Below are 14,952 nucleotides of genomic sequence, written 5' to 3'. Positions count from 1 at the left end.
TCGCGTCAACCACCGTGGCGGGGAGAGCCGTTCGGGGCGGACGGCGGGGTCGGACCGTTCTCCGAGGGATCGGGCTCAGGACCGAGTTCCGCCATCCGGTCGGCGATCAGGTCGACGCACTCACGGATGCCGGGCACGGGCTCCGGCGACGCGTCGCGAATCGCCTTGATCGCGTGGACGTGGCGCCGTACGGCGAGGTGTTCGTCGACCGTGCGACGGACGTCGGCGGGGAGTGCGGTCCAGAGGGGGTGGTCCATGGCCGCCATCCAAGGCGGGGCGGCCTGCCCCGGCAATCGGTTTACGGGCCGGGGCGGTTCACCCGGCGACCCGGCCGGTCAGCCGGCCGGTCAGCCGGCCGGGTCGTCCCCGAGGTCGGCGAGCAGCGCGCGCATGGCGTCGACGAGCGCGGCCCTGCGGGCCTCGTCGAGGTCGGCGAGCATGCGGTGCTCGGTGGCGATGTGGTCGGGGAGGGCGCGGTCGATCAGGGCGTGGCCCTCGGGGGTGAGTTCGACGTCGCGGCTGCGGCGGTCCTGGTCGCTGCGGGTCCGGGTGACCAGACCGCGGGCTTCCAGGCGGTCGAGGCGCTGGGTGATGGCACCGGAGGTGACCATGGCGGACTGCATCAGGCCGGTGGGGGTGAGGCGGTAGGGCGGGCCGCTGCGTTTGAGGGTGGCGAGGACGTCGAACGAGGGCGCGTCCAGGCCGTGTTCGGCGAAGGTGCGGTTGAGTTCGGCGTCGACGAGGCGGTAGAGGCGCTTGAGCCGTCCGAACACCTCCATCGGGGAGACGTCCAGGTCGGGGCGCTCGGCGCCCCATTGCGCGACGACGCGGTCGAGATGATCTGCCACGGGTTCAGGGTAAGCGATGCCCGTCGGATTCCTTAGCGATGAGGTAACTGTGAGCCACATCACCGGTGGGATCCGCCGAAGAATGCCTTAGCGCTGAGATACATTGGCTTAGTGCTAAGTAATCGCCTCGCCGTCCTGCTGACGACGGCCCTCGCACCCGCGGTCTGGGGGACGACCTACCTCGTCACCACCGAACTGCTCCCGCCCCACCGCCCGCTCCTCGCCGCCGTCATCCGCTGCCTGCCCGCCGGACTGCTGCTGATCGCCCTCACCCGCGCCCTGCCCAAGGGCGACTGGTGGTGGCGCGCCCTCGTCCTCGGCGCCCTCAACATCGGCGCCTTCCAGGCCCTGCTGTTCATCGCCGCCTACCGCCTCCCGGGCGGGATCGCCGCCACCGTCGGCGCCGTCCAGCCCCTGGTCACCGCCGGGCTCTCGGCCGCCCTGCTCGGCGACCGGCTCACCCTGCGCACCGTGCTCTCCGGCATCGCCGGCGTGGCGGGCGTCAGCCTGCTGGTGCTGCGCGCCGACGCCCGGCTGGACGCGGCCGGGGTGGCCGCCGCGCTCGGCGGCGCGGTGGTGATGGCCTTCGGCGTCGTGCTCTCCAAGCGCTGGCTCTCCCCCGCACCGCTGCTCGCCACCACCGGCTGGCAACTCACCGCCGGCGGCCTGCTGCTGGTGCCGGCCACCCTGCTGAGCGAGGGCGCCCCGCCCACCCACTACACCGCCGACAACCTGCTCGGCTACGCCTACCTCTGCCTGATCGGCGCGGCCCTCACCTACGCCGTCTGGTTCCGCGGGCTGCGCTCGCTGCCGCCGACCTCGCTGTCCTTCCTCTCCCTGCTCAGCCCGGTGGTCGCCACCCTGGCCGGCTGGCTGGTGCTCGGACAGGACCTGAGCCCGCTGCAGGCGCTCGGCGCGCTGGTCGTCCTCGGCTCGCTGATCGTCGCCCAGACCCAGCGGCCCCACCGGGCCGCCCCACCGTCCACCGGACCGGGCCCGGGACCGGACCTCCGGCCGGACCCGGTGCGCGAGAACGCCTGACCCGGCACACCGCACACCGCACACCGCACACCGCACGACACACCACCCCTGCCCCGTCCCAGTCCCGTTCAGAGGAACCGAGGAGAGACCTTCATGCGCATCACCGTGTTCGGCGCCACCGGCAACGTCGGCCGACGGGTCGTGACCGAGGCGCTCGCCCGCGGCCACGAGGTGACGGCCGTCGTCCGCGACCCCGCCAAGCCGCACGGCCTGCCGGCCACCGTCACGCTCGCCGTCGGCGATGCCGGCGAGCCCGCCGACGTCGCCCGGATCGTCGCCGGCCAGGACCTGGCGGTCACCGCCACCCGCCCGGCGCCCGGCCGTGAGCACGAGCTGGCGGCCACCACCCGGGGTCTGCTGGCCGGCCTCGCCGGGACCGGCGTGCGCCTGCTCGCCGTCGGCGGGGCCGGCAGCCTGACCGTGCCGGGCACCGACGGCACGATCCTGGTGGAGTCGCCCGGCTTCCCCGCGGAGATCCGGCCGATCGCCCTGGCCTGCGGCGAGCAGCTGGAGCTCTACCGCGCGGACGGGGAGGTCGACTGGACGTACCTGAGCCCGGCCGCCCTGCTCGAACCCGGGGTGCGCACCGGCCGGTTCCGGCTCGGCCGGGACGAGCTGCTGGTCGACGCCGACGGCAACTCGGCGATCTCCATGGAGGACCTCGCCGTCGCGCTGCTGGACGAGGCGGAGCGGCCCGTGCACCGACGTGCCCGGTTCACCGCCGCTTACTGAGCCGCCCTCCGGAACCGCACCCGCCCGAACCACCCGCCGGAACCACCCGCCGGAACCGCTGCTGAAACGCCCCCCGCCGGGCCGTGGTGCTGGATACCCCCGCCCGGGGGTGTATCCAGCACCACCCCGAAGGCGGTCTCCTGCCTCATCGTGCGTCAGCCGTCCGGCGGGACATGATCGTTCCCGTGAACACCACCGCATCCCACGGCCGCCGCGCCGCCGCCCTCGCCGCCGCGCTCCTCGCCGGCCTCGCCCTGCCCGCCACCGCGAACGCCGACTCCGGCCGCAACCCGGGGGACGCCGACCGCGTCCCCGCCCGCTACGCCCGGCAGGCGCTCGACTGGCAGCCCTGCGCGGGCCAACCGGCCCTGGAGTGCGCCACCATGGCCGTCCCGCGCGACTGGCACCACCCCGGCGCAGGCGACGACCTGAGCATCGCCGTCTCCCGGCACCGCGCCACCGACCAGGCCCACCGCAAGGGCGCGCTGATGGAGACGGCCGGCGGCCCGGGCGGGCAGGGCCTGCTGCGCCCGATGGACCTCGCCCAGGGCGCCCCCGCGGTGGCCGCCGCGTACGACATCGTCAGCTTCGACCAGCGCGGCGTCGGCCGCAGCACCCACGTCGCGTGCCAGACCCCGGAGGAGTTCCAGGAGTTCCTGGCCGGGGACTACCGCGACCGGTCCCCGGAGGCGGTCGACCGGGTCATCGCCAACTCCCGTAAGCTGGTGGAGGGTTGCGAGAAGAACAGCGGCGACCTGCTGCCCTACCTGACCACCGAGCAGACCGCCCGCGACATGGACCTGTACCGCTCGCTGCTGGGCGAGAAGAAGATCAGCTACTACGGCGCCTCCTACGCCACCATGATCGGCGCCTACTACGGGACGCTCTTCCCGCACCGGGTCGAGCGGATGGTACTGGACAGCAACATCGGCTTCGACGGCACCTGGGAGCAGTACGAACTGGGCCAGCCGATGAGCTTCCAGCGCCGCTTCGAGGAGGACTTCCTGCCCTGGATGGCCGCCCGGGATGCCACCTACCACTGGGGCTCGACCCCGGCGGAGGTCGGAGCCCACTGGGAGCAGCGGCGCGCCGCGCTGCACGACGCGCCGATCACCGACGGGTCGTTGACGCTCGGCCCCAACCAGCTGGACAACGGCACGATCAACGCGATCTACAGCGAGAAGGCCTTCCCCCTGCTGGCGAGCGGACTGACCGCGCTGGACGACTGGCAGCAGGCCGATCCGGCCGCCAAGGAGACCGCCCGCCGGCTGTTCGGCCAGTACCTCAGCCCGGAGTTCCTCGCCGAGTACTTCTCGGTGACGTGCGGCGACACCCCGTGGACGAAGGACCTGGACACCTGGATCGAGCGCGGCGCGGAGAACACCGCGCGCTACCCGCTGATCGGTGCCCGCACGCTCGCGTTCAGCTCGGTCTGCGCGCTCTGGCCGACCGCCCCGGCGCCCGAGGTCAAGGTCACCGGCGCCCACCTGCCGCCGGTGCTGATGCTCAACTCGCTGCACGACCCGGCGACGTACTACGAGGCGGCGCTCGGCGCGCACCGGGCGCTGCGCGGCTCCCGGCTGGTGACGGTCACCAGCAACGGCAACCACGGCCAGTACCCGGGCTCCGACCCGTGCGTCACGGACACCGTCGAGCGCTACCTGCTGGACGGCCGCGCGCCCGAGCACGACCTCACCTGCCCGGCGCCGCAGGCCGGTTGAGCCCCCGGGCACCGCGGCCGACCGGCCCGGCCGGGCCGGTCAGGAGCGGGCCGGTCAGGAGCGGGACTTCGGCCGGAGCTTGCCGCGCAGGTGCTCGGCGGCCACGGCCAGGACGAGGAAGCCGCCCACCGACAGCTTGATCCCGGCCTTGGCGACGATCCAGCCGATGCCCGGGACGGTCCAGCCCAACCAGTGGAGCCCGGCCAGCATCGCCGCGCAGCCGCAGACGATCGCCAGCACGGTGGCACCGACGGCGGCGACCCGCGAGAGTTCGCGCGGGCCGTCGTCGCCGTGCACGCCGGCCTCCGAAGTGGCCTCCACCGCAGTCCCGTTGGCGGTGTCGTCCGCCGCCGCTCCGGCCGTCCCGTTCGTACCCCGATCACCCATGCAGGTGATCATACGGCCTCACCGGTGGGAGTGGTGGGTGTCCCCGAGGTGCTCCCCGGTCTCGTCGTCGGGGAAGCTGACGGCCATGGTGACCCGGTACTCGAAGACGTCGTGCCGGTGCCCGGGCACCCGCGCCCAGGCGAGCGAGTGCACCTCGGCCTCCGGGGCCTGCCGGCACCAGGCGGCGGCCTCCTCCAGGGCGCGCGCTGCCGAACGCCCGGTGCACACCACGGCGGTGTAGGCGGCGACCGCGACGTCCCCGCCGGTGGTGCGGCCGCTGCGCGACACCGCCCGGACGGCGGCGGCGGCCTGGGTCAGGTCACGGGCCAGGTCGTCCACCACCCGAGGGGGTGCCGGCAGGACCACCGCCCCCTCGGCGACGGTCTCCGGCAGGTTCGCGCTCACGGCTTCGGCCTCCATCCACATGGTCACGCGGCACAGCATGCCGGACCGGGATTCCTGGCATGCCCACTTTCACCTGAACGTCATCCGTCCAGGGCCGAGTTGGGGATGCCCCCTGGCGCCCGACCGTCCGTCCTGCTAGGGAAGGCCGCCCACGGGGGCGGGCATCGGGCCAGGTCAGCGGGGTTCGCGACGGGCGCCGCCGGGGAGCCCGAAACGACGCCCACGCACCACCCCCGCGCTTCGAACCGCCCGTCCGACCGCCGGGGCGCCCGGCCGCCCGGCGTTGGCCCCACGGCCAACTCCCTTTACTGGCAGCGGAGATGGAGCGCGGAGCGGGCGCCACGCGACGACTCCGGGCCGACCGGGCCTCGGCCGGGACGCCGCGTTCACCCGTCGTCGGGTTCGCGGCCGCCTCCCGTCCATCCTGGACCTGTCAGATCGTCGTGATACTAATCGTTGCGGCGGCGGGCGCCGCCGATTCGGCGGGCGGGCACGATGACGAAGGCTCAACCGTTCCGGGAGGGTCCGGACGGCGACGGGGAGGGGCAGCAGATGGCGGCGAGGATCGGCAGTGCCAAGGGCGGGCGGAAGGTACGGATCGGCAAGCGGGTCACCGGCACGGCGGCCGCGTTCGCCGCGCTGGCCGCGCTGACCGGCTCTCAGGTGTCGGGCCTCGGGCTCGCCCCGGCCGCCGCCGCCGACACCGGGCAGTCGCAGGACGCCGCCGCACAGTCCGCGAGCGGCTCCACCACCCCCTTCGGCGGTCCGGCCGCCGGAGTCCCGGGCACCGCGGCCGACGGCGGCAGCGCCGTCCAGCTGCCGCAGCCGCCCGGCACCCAGCCCGGTCTGCCCGCGGCCGGCCCGTTCACCGCCAACGGGCCCTCACTGCCCGCCACCGTCTTCGCCGCGTACCAGAAGGCCGAGGCCTCACTGGCGCAGCGTTCGCCGGGCTGCCACCTGCCCTGGCAGCTGCTGGCGGCGATCGGCCAGGTCGAGTCCGGCCAGGCGAACGGCGGCAAGGTGGACGCCGCCGGCACCACGCTCACCCCGATCCTCGGCCCGGTGCTGGACGGCAACGGCTTCGCCGCGATACCCGACACCGACGGCGGCCGCTACGACGGCGACTCCCGTTGGGACCGCGCGGTCGGCCCGATGCAGTTCATCCCCTCCACCTGGGCCTCCTGGGGCGTGGACACCACCGGCAAGGGCACGGCCGACCCGAACAACATCTTCGACGCGGCCGAGGCCGCCGGGCGCTACCTGTGCGCGGGCGGCCGGGACCTCTCCGACCCGGCCCAGCTGGACCGGGCGATCCTCAGCTACAACAACTCCACCGAGTACCTGCGCACCGTCCGCAACTGGATGGCGCACTTCGGCAGCGGCCAGGTGACCACGGTCGCGGACCGCCCGGGCGTCCCGACCCTGCCCGGCTCGACGCCCTCGCCCTTCCTCCGGCCGTCCGGCAGCACCGGCACCCCGGGCACCACCCCGACCGGCGGCACCGGCACCGGCCCGACGCCGGGCGGCCAGCCGACGGTGCCTCCGGTGACGCCGACTCCGACGCCGTCCGCGCAGCCCACCGGCACGCCGACGCCGAGCGGTTCGCCCTCGCCCTCCGCCAGCCCGACGGCCACCCCGAGCGGCACGCCGACGACGACTCCGAGCACCACGCCGACCGGCAGCGCCTCCCCGACGGCCACGCCGTCCGGCACCCCGACCGGCACGCCGACGTCCTGCCCGAGCCCGACCGCGACCGCGACGCCCACCGGAACGGCCACGCCGAGCGGTTCGCCCTCGCCCACCGCCGGCCCGACGTCCACCCCCACCGGCACCCCGTCGGCCGCTCCGTCCACCGCCCCGAACTGCGCGACGCCCACCCCCAGCGGCAGCCCGAGCGCCACCGCGACCCCCAGCGCCACCACCTCCGCCGCGCCGACCGGCACGCCGACCGGCACGCCGAGCGCCTCGCTCTCGCCCTCCCCCGCGGCGAGCGCGAAGAAGTAGCACCCGCGCACGCACCGCACCCAACCGCCGACGGCGGCAGAACGGCCCGACCGGCCGGACTGCCGCCGTCCGCACCTCCGGGACGCGAACGCCGTCGGGGCCGAGCTCCTACAGCTCCAGGTGCCGCGCCGCCCGGTGCACGCGCCAGCGGCCGAGCATCCCGTGCAGCTCGTCGATCATGAACTCGAAGAAGGCCGCGCTCTCCGCGAGCCGCTCCCCCGCGACCGTGCCCCTGCCGACGGTCACCTCCCCCTCCTTCAACACCCCGATCCAGCGCAGCAGCAGTTCGTCGCGCCGGGTCAGCGACTCGAACCAGACGTCGTTGAGCACCCGGTAGCGGTCGCGGCGGGAGCCCGGCTCGCGCTCCTTGGCGACCAGACCGACCTGGATCAGGTAGCGCATCCCGCCGGAGACGGCCGCCGGGCTGATCTGCAGCCGCTCGGAGAGCTCGGCGGAGGTCAGTACACCGCTCTCCTCGGCCATCAGGCAGGAGAAGATCCGGGCGGGCATCCGACCCATGCCGGCGACCACCAGCTCGGCCGCGAACCGCTCCACGAAGTCGGCCACGGCCTGGTACTCGTGCCACCTGCCCGGCGTCGGCGCCGCCCCCTGCTCCACGCCCTGCTCCGCACTCCGCTCCGGTTCCCGTTCCACCGCTCTCCCCTTTCCCGGAGATCATCCGCCCACTGACCGAACTTTAACGCCTTCCCAATATTCACGTTTTTCTGAAACTACGGTAGCTTCGAAAGCATGACCAAGGCCATCATCCTGTCCGGCCTGCGCAAGACCTTCGGCCGGACCACCGCGCTGGACGGCCTCGACCTCACCGTCGAGACCGGCGAGGTCCACGGCTTCCTCGGCCCCAACGGCGCCGGGAAGTCCACCACCCTCCGCGTCCTGCTCGGCCTGCTGCGCGCCGACGGCGGCAGCGCCCGACTGCTCGGCAAGGACCCGTGGCGCGACGCCGTCGAGTTGCACCGCCGCCTCGCCTACGTCCCCGGGGACGTCGAGCTGTGGCCCAACCTCACCGGCGGCGAGGCGATCGACCTGCTCTGCCGACTGCGCGGCCGGCCCGACCCCCGCCGCCGGGACGAACTGGTCGAGCGCTTCGACCTCGACCCGACCAAGAAGGGCCGCAGCTACTCCAAGGGCAACCGGCAGAAGGTCGCCATCGTCGCCGCACTCGCCTCCGACGCCGAGCTCCTGCTGCTGGACGAGCCGACCTCCGGCCTGGACCCGCTGATGGAGGTGGTCTTCCAGGACGTCGTCCGGCAGGCCAAGGACCAGGGCCGCACCGTCCTGCTCTCCAGCCACGTCCTGGACGAGGTGGAGAAGCTGGGCGACCGGGTCAGCATCATCCGCCGGGGCCGGGTGGTGCAGAGCGGCACCCTGTCCGAACTGCGCCACCTCACCCGCACCACCGTGGAGGCGGAGACCGACCGGCCCGTCACCGGACTGGACGCGCTGCCCGGGGTGCACGCCCTGCGCACCGAGGGGCGCCGGGTCCGCTTCGCCGTGGACGGCACCCGGCTCGACGCCGCGGTACGGATGCTGAGCGAGGCCGGACTGCGCACCCTGGTCAGCCACCCGCCCACCCTGGAGGAGCTCATGCTGCGCCACTACGGCGACGAGCTGGCCGCCAACGGGCACCACCCCGACCCCGAGGCCGTCCGATGACCGCCACCACCGCCCCCACCGCCCGGCGCACCGCCCCGGTCCGCCCCGGCGGGCCCGCCGCCCTGGCCGGCGCCGCCACCCTGCTGCGCTTCGCGCTGCGCCGCGACCGGGTACGGCTGGGCGCCTGGGTGCTCGGCCTCGGGCTGCTCACCCTGGCCACCGCCGACAGCGTCCACTCCGTCTACCCGACCGCCGCCGACCGGGCCTCGATCGCGCACGCCTCGGCCAGTCCCGCCGTGCTCGCCATGACCGGCCCGGCCCGCTACCTGGCCGACTACACCTGGGGCGCGATGCTCGGCCACCGGCTGCTGGGCCTGCTGATCGTCCTCGCCGGCCTGCTGAACGTGCTGACCGTCATCCGGCACACCCGGGCCGAGGAGGAGGGCGGCCGCGCCGAGCTGTTCCGCTCGGCCGCCGTCGGCCGGCACGCCCAGCTCGCCGCCGCGCTGGCCGCCGCCGCGGTCGCCGACCTCGCCCTCGGCCTGCTGCTCGCCCTGGGCCTGCCCGCCCTCGGCATCCCCGGACTGGGCGCCGGCGGCGCGCTGCTCTACGGCGCCGCCACGGCCGTCGGCGGGCTGCTGTTCGGGGCCGTCGCCGCCGTCACCGCGCAGGTCTCCGCGCACGCCCGGACGGCCTCCGGGCTCGCCCTCGCCGTACTCGGCGCCGCCTACGCGCTGCGCGCCGCCGGGGACACCGGCCGGACCGGCCTCTCCTGGGCCTCCCCGATCGGCTGGCTCCAGCGCGGCTACCCCTTCGTCGAGGACCGCTGGTGGCCGCTGCTGCCCGCACTGGCGCTGGCCGCCGGCACGGCCGTGGCGGGGTTCGCGCTGAGCACCCGCCGCGACTTCGGCGCCGGGCTGCGCGCGGCCCGCCCCGGCCCGGCCACCGGCAGCGCCTTCCTGGGCACCCCGTTCGGCCTGGCGCTGCGGCTGCACCGCGGGCTGATCGGCGGCTTCGCGGCGGCCCTGCTGCTGCTCGGCGCGATGTACGGCTCGCTGCTCGGCGAGGCCGACTCGATGCTCCGGGACGTCGACCGGATCAAGGAGGCGCTGGCCCGGCTGGGCGGCCACTCCCTCGCCGACTCCTTCGCGGCGCTGACGATGCTGGTCGTCGCGGTGGTCGGCGGCGTCTACGCGGTGCTGGCGGCGCAGCGTGCGCGCGCCGAGGAGAGCGCCGGGCGGGTGGTGCCCGTGCTGGCCGCGGGGGTGTCGCGCTCCGGCTGGCTGGGCGGGCACCTGGCGGCGGCGCTGCTGGGCTCCGTCGTGGTGATGGTGGCGGCGGGCACGGGTTTCGGCCTGGCCGGGGCGCTGTCGACCGGCGACGGTGCCGTGTTCCTGCGGCTGCTGGGTGCGGCGCTGGTTTTCGTGCCCGCGCTGTGGGTGACGGTGGGCTTCGCGGCCGCCGTCCACGGTTGGCTGCCCCGGGCCACGGCGCTGGCCTGGGCCGTCCCGGCGTACGCGTTCGTGATCGGCTACCTGGGCCCGTTGCTGCAACTGCCCCGGGGGCTGGACGGGTTGTCCCCGTTCGGCCGGGTGCCCCGGCTCCCGGCGGCCCGGATGGACTGGGCGCCGCCGATCGTGCTGACCCTGGTCGCGGCCGCGCTGATCGCGCTGGCCCTGGCCGGGTTCCGGCGCCGCGACCTCGACTGAGGCGCCGGAGCCCGGGCCCGGGTCACAGGTGCTTGACCAGCTCCGGCATGAGGTCCTGGAAGGTGCGCCCGCTGGCGGGCTGGCCGATCGCGGCCATCTGCCAACCGCCCGGTGTGCGCTGCACCTTGGCCATGATCTGGGCGGTGTAGGGGCCGCCGCCGGTGAGGGTGTAGCGGGCCAGCTCGACGCCGGTGGTCTCGTCGACCAGGCGGCAGAAGGCGGCCTCGACCTCCTGGAAGGTCTGCCCGGTGAAGGAGTTCACGGTGAAGAGGATCTGGTCGACCTCGGCGGACACCTTGGTCAGGTCGACGGTGATCGACTCGTCGTCGGTCGCGTCGCCCGAGCCGCCGACCAGGTTGTCCCCGCTGTGCCGGACGGAGCCGTCGTTGCTGGTGAGGTGCTGGAAGAAGACCACGTCCAGCGGCTTGCCGTGGGCGAAGAGCACCGCCGAGGCGTCCAGGTCGATCTCCTGCCCGGCGGACAGCAGTTTGGCCAGGAAGCCCTTGCGCTGCACCGCCCGCCAGCCCAGGCCCATCCGGACCACGCTCAGCTGCCCACCGCCCGGCTTCTCCAGGCTGATCTTCTGCCCCTTGGCCAGCGAAACGGCCATCGTGCCCTCCTCGTTCCCGCCGCCGTCCGTGCCGTGAACCTATCGCACACAGAGAAACTATGATCATCGGACGGCGTCCGTCCAGGTCCCCTACCCAGGCGGCGGCGCTCCCACCCACCAGCCCCACCGGCCCCGCTCGCGGCGGTGCTCCGCGCACCGGCGGATCCACCCGTCCGACGACTGGCGTAGCCATGACAGGGGACCGGCCCGACGGGCGGCGCACGGTCTAGGGTCGCCTCGGAGCCGCTCCGACCCACGCTGGGGGACCACCATGCCCGAACAGCACGACGGAACACCGCCCGCGGCCACCGCCGCCACCACCGCCCGCCTCGGCCGCCGCCGGCTGCTCCGGGCCGGCCTCGGCGCGGGCGGCGCCCTCGCCGCCGGCCGCCTGCTGCCAGCCGACCCGGCCCGGGCCGCCACCCCGTTCGCCCCGGCCCCGCCGACCGCTCCCGCCGCCCCGACCCTGACCGCCCGAGCCGCCCGAGCCGTCCGCCCGGCCGCGCCGGGATCCACCGCGGCGCAGCCCTGGCCCGACTGGACCCGCTACGCCCGGATCGCCGACGGCACCTTCAACGAGCCCGCCGACATGCAGGGTTACGTCGACGCCCTCAAGGCGCAGAACGTCAGCGTCATCGAACTCGACACCCTGCTCTCCAACTGGCTCACCGACGCCGAGTTCGCCGCCCACATGGCCGACGTGAAGACCTTCACCGGCCTGGCCCACGCGGCCGGCCTCAAGGTCGTCATGTACTACCCGTCCCTCGAACTGATCTCCCCCGGCGGTGAGAAGGGCCGCTCCTTCTACAAGGACGACCACGGCAAGGACTGGGTCCAGCGCGACCTCGCGGGCAAGCCCAACGTGTTCTACGGCAGCGTGGTGGTCTGGGTCGACCCGGGCGACGAGAGCGTCTGGCTCAGCCCCCACTCGCCCTGGCGGGACTACTACCTCCGGCGGATCAAGGGGGTGGCCGCCACCGGCGTGGACGGCATCTGGCCGGACGTGCCGATCTACTTCGACGGCGTGCTCACCTGGTGCGACGCCTCCAGCTGGGGCGCGGCCGCCTTCAAGGCCGACACCGGGCTCGCCCTGCCCCGGGCCGCCGACTTCACCGACCCGGTGTTCCGCCGCTACGTCGAGTGGCGCCACCGCAGCCTGCTCGGCTTCCAGTTGGACATCGCCGCCGCCGGGCGCTCGGTCAACCCCGACCTGGTCACCTTCGTCGAGACGGTCTCGATGGACTACCGCTACGCCACCTCCATCGGCCTGGACGGCGGCTACCTGCGCACCGCCGAGGACGCGGTCTCCCAGGTCTGGGAGGTGGACATCCTCGGCAACTACGACGGGATGCGGCACGCCACCGCCACCGACTGGACCTGCCTGATCTCGATGTACAAGTACGCCCGCGCGGCCAGCGGCGCCAAGCCCGCATGGGCGTTCTCCTACGGCTGGCAGGCCGACGACGCCTCGCTGGTGATGTCCCAGCTGATCGCGGCCGGCTGCAACCCGTACGAGGTGAGGACGCCGTTCAAGAACGACACCGTGGACGCGGCCATGCGCGCCCGGATGTTCGCCTTCGTCCGGGCCAACCAGGCGAAGCTCTACGACCCGGTCTCCGCGGCCCGGGTCGGGGTCTACCACTCCGCGCCGTCCCGGGACTACGTCGCGCCCGGCGAGGGCAACGGGATGTACGCCAACGCCAAGGCCCCGGCCGGGGTCGCCGACTGGTGGGGCGGCGACGACCCGCAGATGAGCTGTGCCGCGCTGCCCTGGCTGGGCGAGTTCCGCGGCACGGTCAAGGCGCTGGTGTACGCCCAGGTGCCGTTCGACACCGTGCCCAGCCCCGGCCTCGTCGCCGCCGACCTGGCCCGCTTCCAGGTCCTGCTGCTGCCCAACCTCCAGGCCGTCTCGGACGCCGAGGCGACCGTGCTGCGCGGCTTCGTCGCGGCCGGCGGGACGGTCGTGATCACCGGCCCGGCCCCCACCGCGCTGGACGAACTGGGCGGCCGGCGGGCCGAGTTCGCGCTCTCCGACGTCCTCGGGCTACGCCGGGCCGACCCGTTGCCCGCGAGCCGGCGGAACTCCTACGGCAGCGGCAGCTGCTGGTACCTCAAGGCCCTGCCCGGGCTGAGCTACCTGTCGAACACCGACCAGGCCTCGGCCGACCAACTGCTGGCGGCGGTACGGCAGTCGGCGCCGCCCGCCGTCACCCTCACCGGGGACCGGCGGATCTTCCTGGACGCCCGGCGGCTCGGCGGCGACACCGTCGTCCACCTGGTGAACTTCACCAATTTCGGCGACGCCCCGGCCGACTTCCGCACCACGCCCGTCAACTGCACCCTCTCCTACGCGCTCCCGGCCGGAGCGGCCGTCACCGCCGTGACCGTCGCCAGCCCGGACGGCACCGACCCGGCGCCCCGGCCCGTCCCGTACACGGTGACCACCGGGACGGTCGGCGTGCCGCTGACCGTCGTCCAGTACTCGGTGGTGACGATCAGCGCGTCGGCGGCCTGACCGGGGGGCGACCGGGCGGGTCAGGCGTCGCCGTCCAGCAGGTGCTGGCGCACCTCCTGGAAGGTCCAGGCCCCGCCGGCCGGCCGGGAGAACACCCAGACCAGGTCGAACCGGTCCGGCCAGGTGCCCGGCGCCCCGCTGCCGGCCGCTCCGAGCGCCTCGACGATCCGCGGGATCCGGGAGTGCTCCCAGCAGATCAGCACCGGCTGCGTTCCGGCGAGGGCGGCGGCGGCCAGCTGGGACTCCTGGGACTCGGCGTAGGTGGTGTCCACGGTCAGTCCGAGCCCGCCGGCCAGCGGGGTGACGGTCTGCCGCATCCGGTGGGCTCCGGCCAGCGGGCCCTGGTCGGTGGCGGCGTAGATCCGGGCGGGGGTGCGCAGGCCGGTCGCGGGCGGGGTGGTGAACAGGGTGGGCAGTGCCTTGGCCCGGTCCCAGCCGCGCTGGGTGAGGGACTTGCCGTCGTGCTTGCCGTTCTCGTCCAGGCCGGGCTGGTTGCCGTCGGGCTTCTCGCCGTGCCGGATGATCATCACGAAGGCGGCGCCGCCCGGGTCACTGGCCCTGGCGACCGGGCCGTTCTTGTCGGCCTTGTCCTTCTTGCCGGAGGAGCAGCCGGCGAGCACCAGCGGGGCGGCGGCCGCGAGGCCGGTGAGGAGCAGCCGGCGGGTGGGGCGGGCGGTCGTGGGCCGGGCGCTCACGCGGCACCCCGCTCCAGGCGCACCAGCGCGTCGATCGCGACGCCCGTCGCGACGCCGGTCGCTCCGCCCGTCGCACCGCCCCGGTGGCCGGGTTCGGTGTCGACCTCGCGCCGGACGCGCTCGGCCCGCACGGTGTGCAGGCCGTAGGGGGCGAGGTCGGCGAGGACGTCCTGCGGGGTGAACAGCACGGCCGGGTCCTGCGGGCCGCCGACGCCTTCGGTGAGGTTGCTCAGGTCGTGTCCGATCACCAGCAGGGTGCCGCCGGGGGCGAGTGCTTCGGCGGCGCGGTGCAGTGCGGCGCGGCGGTCGGCGGCGGGCAGGTGGAGGTAGGCGACCAGGACGAGGTCGTAGCCGACGGTGGGGGCCTCGTGGGTGCGGGCGTCGCCGTGGCGCCAGGTGAGGCGGTCGGCGACCTCGTCGGGCAGTTCGGCGGTGAGCCGTTCGGCGCGTTCGAGGGCGACGGCGGAGAAGTCGAGGCCGGTGACCTCCCAGCCCCGGGCGGCGAGCCAGATGGCGTTGCGGCCCTCGCCGGTGGCCAGGTCGAGGGCGTGGCCGGGGGCGCGGCCGGTGAGTTCGCGCACCACCCACCGGTTGGGCGCGGCGCCCCAGACCAGTTCACTCGCGGCGTAGCGGTCGTCCCAGCCCTGACTGTCCATACGCTCCTCCGT

General features: G+C 74.7%; 15 protein-coding genes. 7 read left to right on the top strand and 8 right to left on the bottom strand.

Features of this window, described 5'->3' with window-relative positions:
- Nucleotides 1–5: 5 nt before the first annotated feature.
- On the bottom strand, nucleotides 6–257 hold the full coding sequence (locus ACFXPX_RS05325) for a hypothetical protein (protein ID WP_380529987.1): 252 nt from the start codon (nucleotides 255–257) through the stop codon (nucleotides 6–8).
- A 90-nt stretch (nucleotides 258–347) separates the two neighbouring features.
- Nucleotides 348–848 (bottom strand): MarR family winged helix-turn-helix transcriptional regulator, encoded by a 501-nt coding sequence (locus tag ACFXPX_RS05320; RefSeq protein WP_380529989.1) that lies wholly within the window; start codon nucleotides 846–848, stop codon nucleotides 348–350.
- Nucleotides 849–959: 111 nt separating this feature from the next.
- Between ACFXPX_RS05320 and ACFXPX_RS05315 the strand changes: the two genes are divergently transcribed.
- From ACFXPX_RS05315 to ACFXPX_RS05305, 3 genes are all read left to right on the top strand, one after another.
- A complete protein-coding gene (locus tag ACFXPX_RS05315; protein WP_380639610.1) occupies nucleotides 960–1,889 on the top strand; it encodes an EamA family transporter in 930 nt (309 codons plus the stop codon).
- Between the two features lie 93 nt (nucleotides 1,890–1,982).
- Nucleotides 1,983–2,621: an NAD(P)-dependent oxidoreductase gene (locus tag ACFXPX_RS05310; protein ID WP_380529993.1), complete on the top strand. Its 639-nt coding sequence runs from the start codon at nucleotides 1,983–1,985 to the stop codon at nucleotides 2,619–2,621.
- Between the two features lie 185 nt (nucleotides 2,622–2,806).
- Nucleotides 2,807–4,342, top strand: coding sequence for an alpha/beta hydrolase (locus tag ACFXPX_RS05305; RefSeq protein ID WP_380591068.1), 1,536 nt, complete (start codon nucleotides 2,807–2,809; stop codon nucleotides 4,340–4,342).
- 54 nt (nucleotides 4,343–4,396) lie between these two features.
- Here ACFXPX_RS05305 and ACFXPX_RS05300 read toward each other — a convergent pair whose 3' ends face one another.
- Nucleotides 4,397–4,729 carry a hypothetical protein gene (locus ACFXPX_RS05300; protein ID WP_380529996.1) on the bottom strand — a complete coding sequence of 111 codons (333 nt, stop codon included), beginning with the start codon at nucleotides 4,727–4,729 and terminating at the stop codon, nucleotides 4,397–4,399.
- An 18-nt stretch (nucleotides 4,730–4,747) separates the two neighbouring features.
- Complete coding sequence (locus ACFXPX_RS05295) at nucleotides 4,748–5,161, bottom strand: hypothetical protein (RefSeq protein ID WP_375886815.1); 414 nt, start codon at nucleotides 5,159–5,161, stop codon at nucleotides 4,748–4,750.
- A gap of 525 nt (nucleotides 5,162–5,686) precedes the next feature.
- On the opposite strand from ACFXPX_RS05295, the gene ACFXPX_RS05290 reads away from it, so the two are divergent.
- Nucleotides 5,687–7,138 carry a hypothetical protein gene (locus tag ACFXPX_RS05290; RefSeq protein ID WP_380639608.1) on the top strand — a complete coding sequence of 484 codons (1,452 nt, stop codon included), beginning with the start codon at nucleotides 5,687–5,689 and terminating at the stop codon, nucleotides 7,136–7,138.
- A gap of 108 nt (nucleotides 7,139–7,246) precedes the next feature.
- Here the strand turns inward: ACFXPX_RS05290 and ACFXPX_RS05285 are convergent, their stop codons facing one another.
- The gene (locus ACFXPX_RS05285; RefSeq protein ID WP_380639606.1) at nucleotides 7,247–7,792 is read right to left on the bottom strand and encodes a GbsR/MarR family transcriptional regulator; all 546 of its coding nucleotides are present in this window, start codon (nucleotides 7,790–7,792) and stop codon (nucleotides 7,247–7,249) included.
- Nucleotides 7,793–7,888: 96 nt separating this feature from the next.
- On the opposite strand from ACFXPX_RS05285, the gene ACFXPX_RS05280 reads away from it, so the two are divergent.
- Nucleotides 7,889–8,815, top strand: coding sequence for an ABC transporter ATP-binding protein (locus ACFXPX_RS05280; protein WP_380530001.1), 927 nt, complete (start codon nucleotides 7,889–7,891; stop codon nucleotides 8,813–8,815).
- Complete coding sequence (locus ACFXPX_RS05275) at nucleotides 8,812–10,464, top strand: ABC transporter permease (RefSeq protein ID WP_380639604.1); 1,653 nt, start codon at nucleotides 8,812–8,814, stop codon at nucleotides 10,462–10,464. The genes ACFXPX_RS05280 and ACFXPX_RS05275 overlap by 4 nt, the downstream gene beginning before the upstream one ends.
- A gap of 22 nt (nucleotides 10,465–10,486) precedes the next feature.
- Here the strand turns inward: ACFXPX_RS05275 and ACFXPX_RS05270 are convergent, their stop codons facing one another.
- Nucleotides 10,487–11,074, bottom strand: coding sequence for a TerD family protein (locus tag ACFXPX_RS05270; RefSeq protein WP_375886802.1), 588 nt, complete (start codon nucleotides 11,072–11,074; stop codon nucleotides 10,487–10,489).
- A gap of 271 nt (nucleotides 11,075–11,345) precedes the next feature.
- Here ACFXPX_RS05270 and ACFXPX_RS05265 point away from each other — a divergent pair, with 271 nt between their 5' ends.
- Nucleotides 11,346–13,589 carry a hypothetical protein gene (locus tag ACFXPX_RS05265; protein ID WP_380639602.1) on the top strand — a complete coding sequence of 748 codons (2,244 nt, stop codon included), beginning with the start codon at nucleotides 11,346–11,348 and terminating at the stop codon, nucleotides 13,587–13,589.
- A gap of 20 nt (nucleotides 13,590–13,609) precedes the next feature.
- Here the strand turns inward: ACFXPX_RS05265 and ACFXPX_RS05260 are convergent, their stop codons facing one another.
- Nucleotides 13,610–14,284 carry a hypothetical protein gene (locus tag ACFXPX_RS05260; RefSeq protein WP_380527870.1) on the bottom strand — a complete coding sequence of 225 codons (675 nt, stop codon included), beginning with the start codon at nucleotides 14,282–14,284 and terminating at the stop codon, nucleotides 13,610–13,612.
- A complete protein-coding gene (locus tag ACFXPX_RS05255; RefSeq protein ID WP_380527873.1) occupies nucleotides 14,281–14,940 on the bottom strand; it encodes a methyltransferase domain-containing protein in 660 nt (219 codons plus the stop codon). Before ACFXPX_RS05255 ends, ACFXPX_RS05260 begins: the two co-directional genes overlap by 4 nt.
- Nucleotides 14,941–14,952 lie beyond the last annotated feature (12 nt).

The sequence above is a fragment of the Kitasatospora sp. NPDC059146 genome (assembly GCF_042786665.1).
Taxonomy (GTDB): Bacteria; Actinomycetota; Actinomycetes; order Streptomycetales; family Streptomycetaceae; genus Kitasatospora.
This window is presented reverse-complemented; position numbering and strand designations above follow the sequence as displayed.

Excerpts from the sequence above, each read along its gene's own strand:
- ACFXPX_RS05310 (WP_380529993.1), top strand. The coding sequence starts at position 1,983 with ATGCGCATCACCGTGTTCGGCGCCACCGGCAACGTCGGCCGACGGGTC.
- ACFXPX_RS05275 (WP_380639604.1), top strand. The coding sequence starts at position 8,812 with ATGACCGCCACCACCGCCCCCACCGCCCGGCGCACCGCCCCGGTCCGC.
- ACFXPX_RS05325 (WP_380529987.1), bottom strand. The coding sequence starts at position 257 with ATGGACCACCCCCTCTGGACCGCACTCCCCGCCGACGTCCGTCGCACG.
- ACFXPX_RS05270 (WP_375886802.1), bottom strand. The coding sequence starts at position 11,074 with ATGGCCGTTTCGCTGGCCAAGGGGCAGAAGATCAGCCTGGAGAAGCCG.
- ACFXPX_RS05280 (WP_380530001.1), top strand. The coding sequence starts at position 7,889 with ATGACCAAGGCCATCATCCTGTCCGGCCTGCGCAAGACCTTCGGCCGG.
- ACFXPX_RS05290 (WP_380639608.1), top strand. The coding sequence starts at position 5,687 with ATGGCGGCGAGGATCGGCAGTGCCAAGGGCGGGCGGAAGGTACGGATC.
- ACFXPX_RS05265 (WP_380639602.1), top strand. The coding sequence starts at position 11,346 with ATGCCCGAACAGCACGACGGAACACCGCCCGCGGCCACCGCCGCCACC.
- ACFXPX_RS05300 (WP_380529996.1), bottom strand. The coding sequence starts at position 4,729 with ATGGGTGATCGGGGTACGAACGGGACGGCCGGAGCGGCGGCGGACGAC.
- ACFXPX_RS05255 (WP_380527873.1), bottom strand. The coding sequence starts at position 14,940 with ATGGACAGTCAGGGCTGGGACGACCGCTACGCCGCGAGTGAACTGGTC.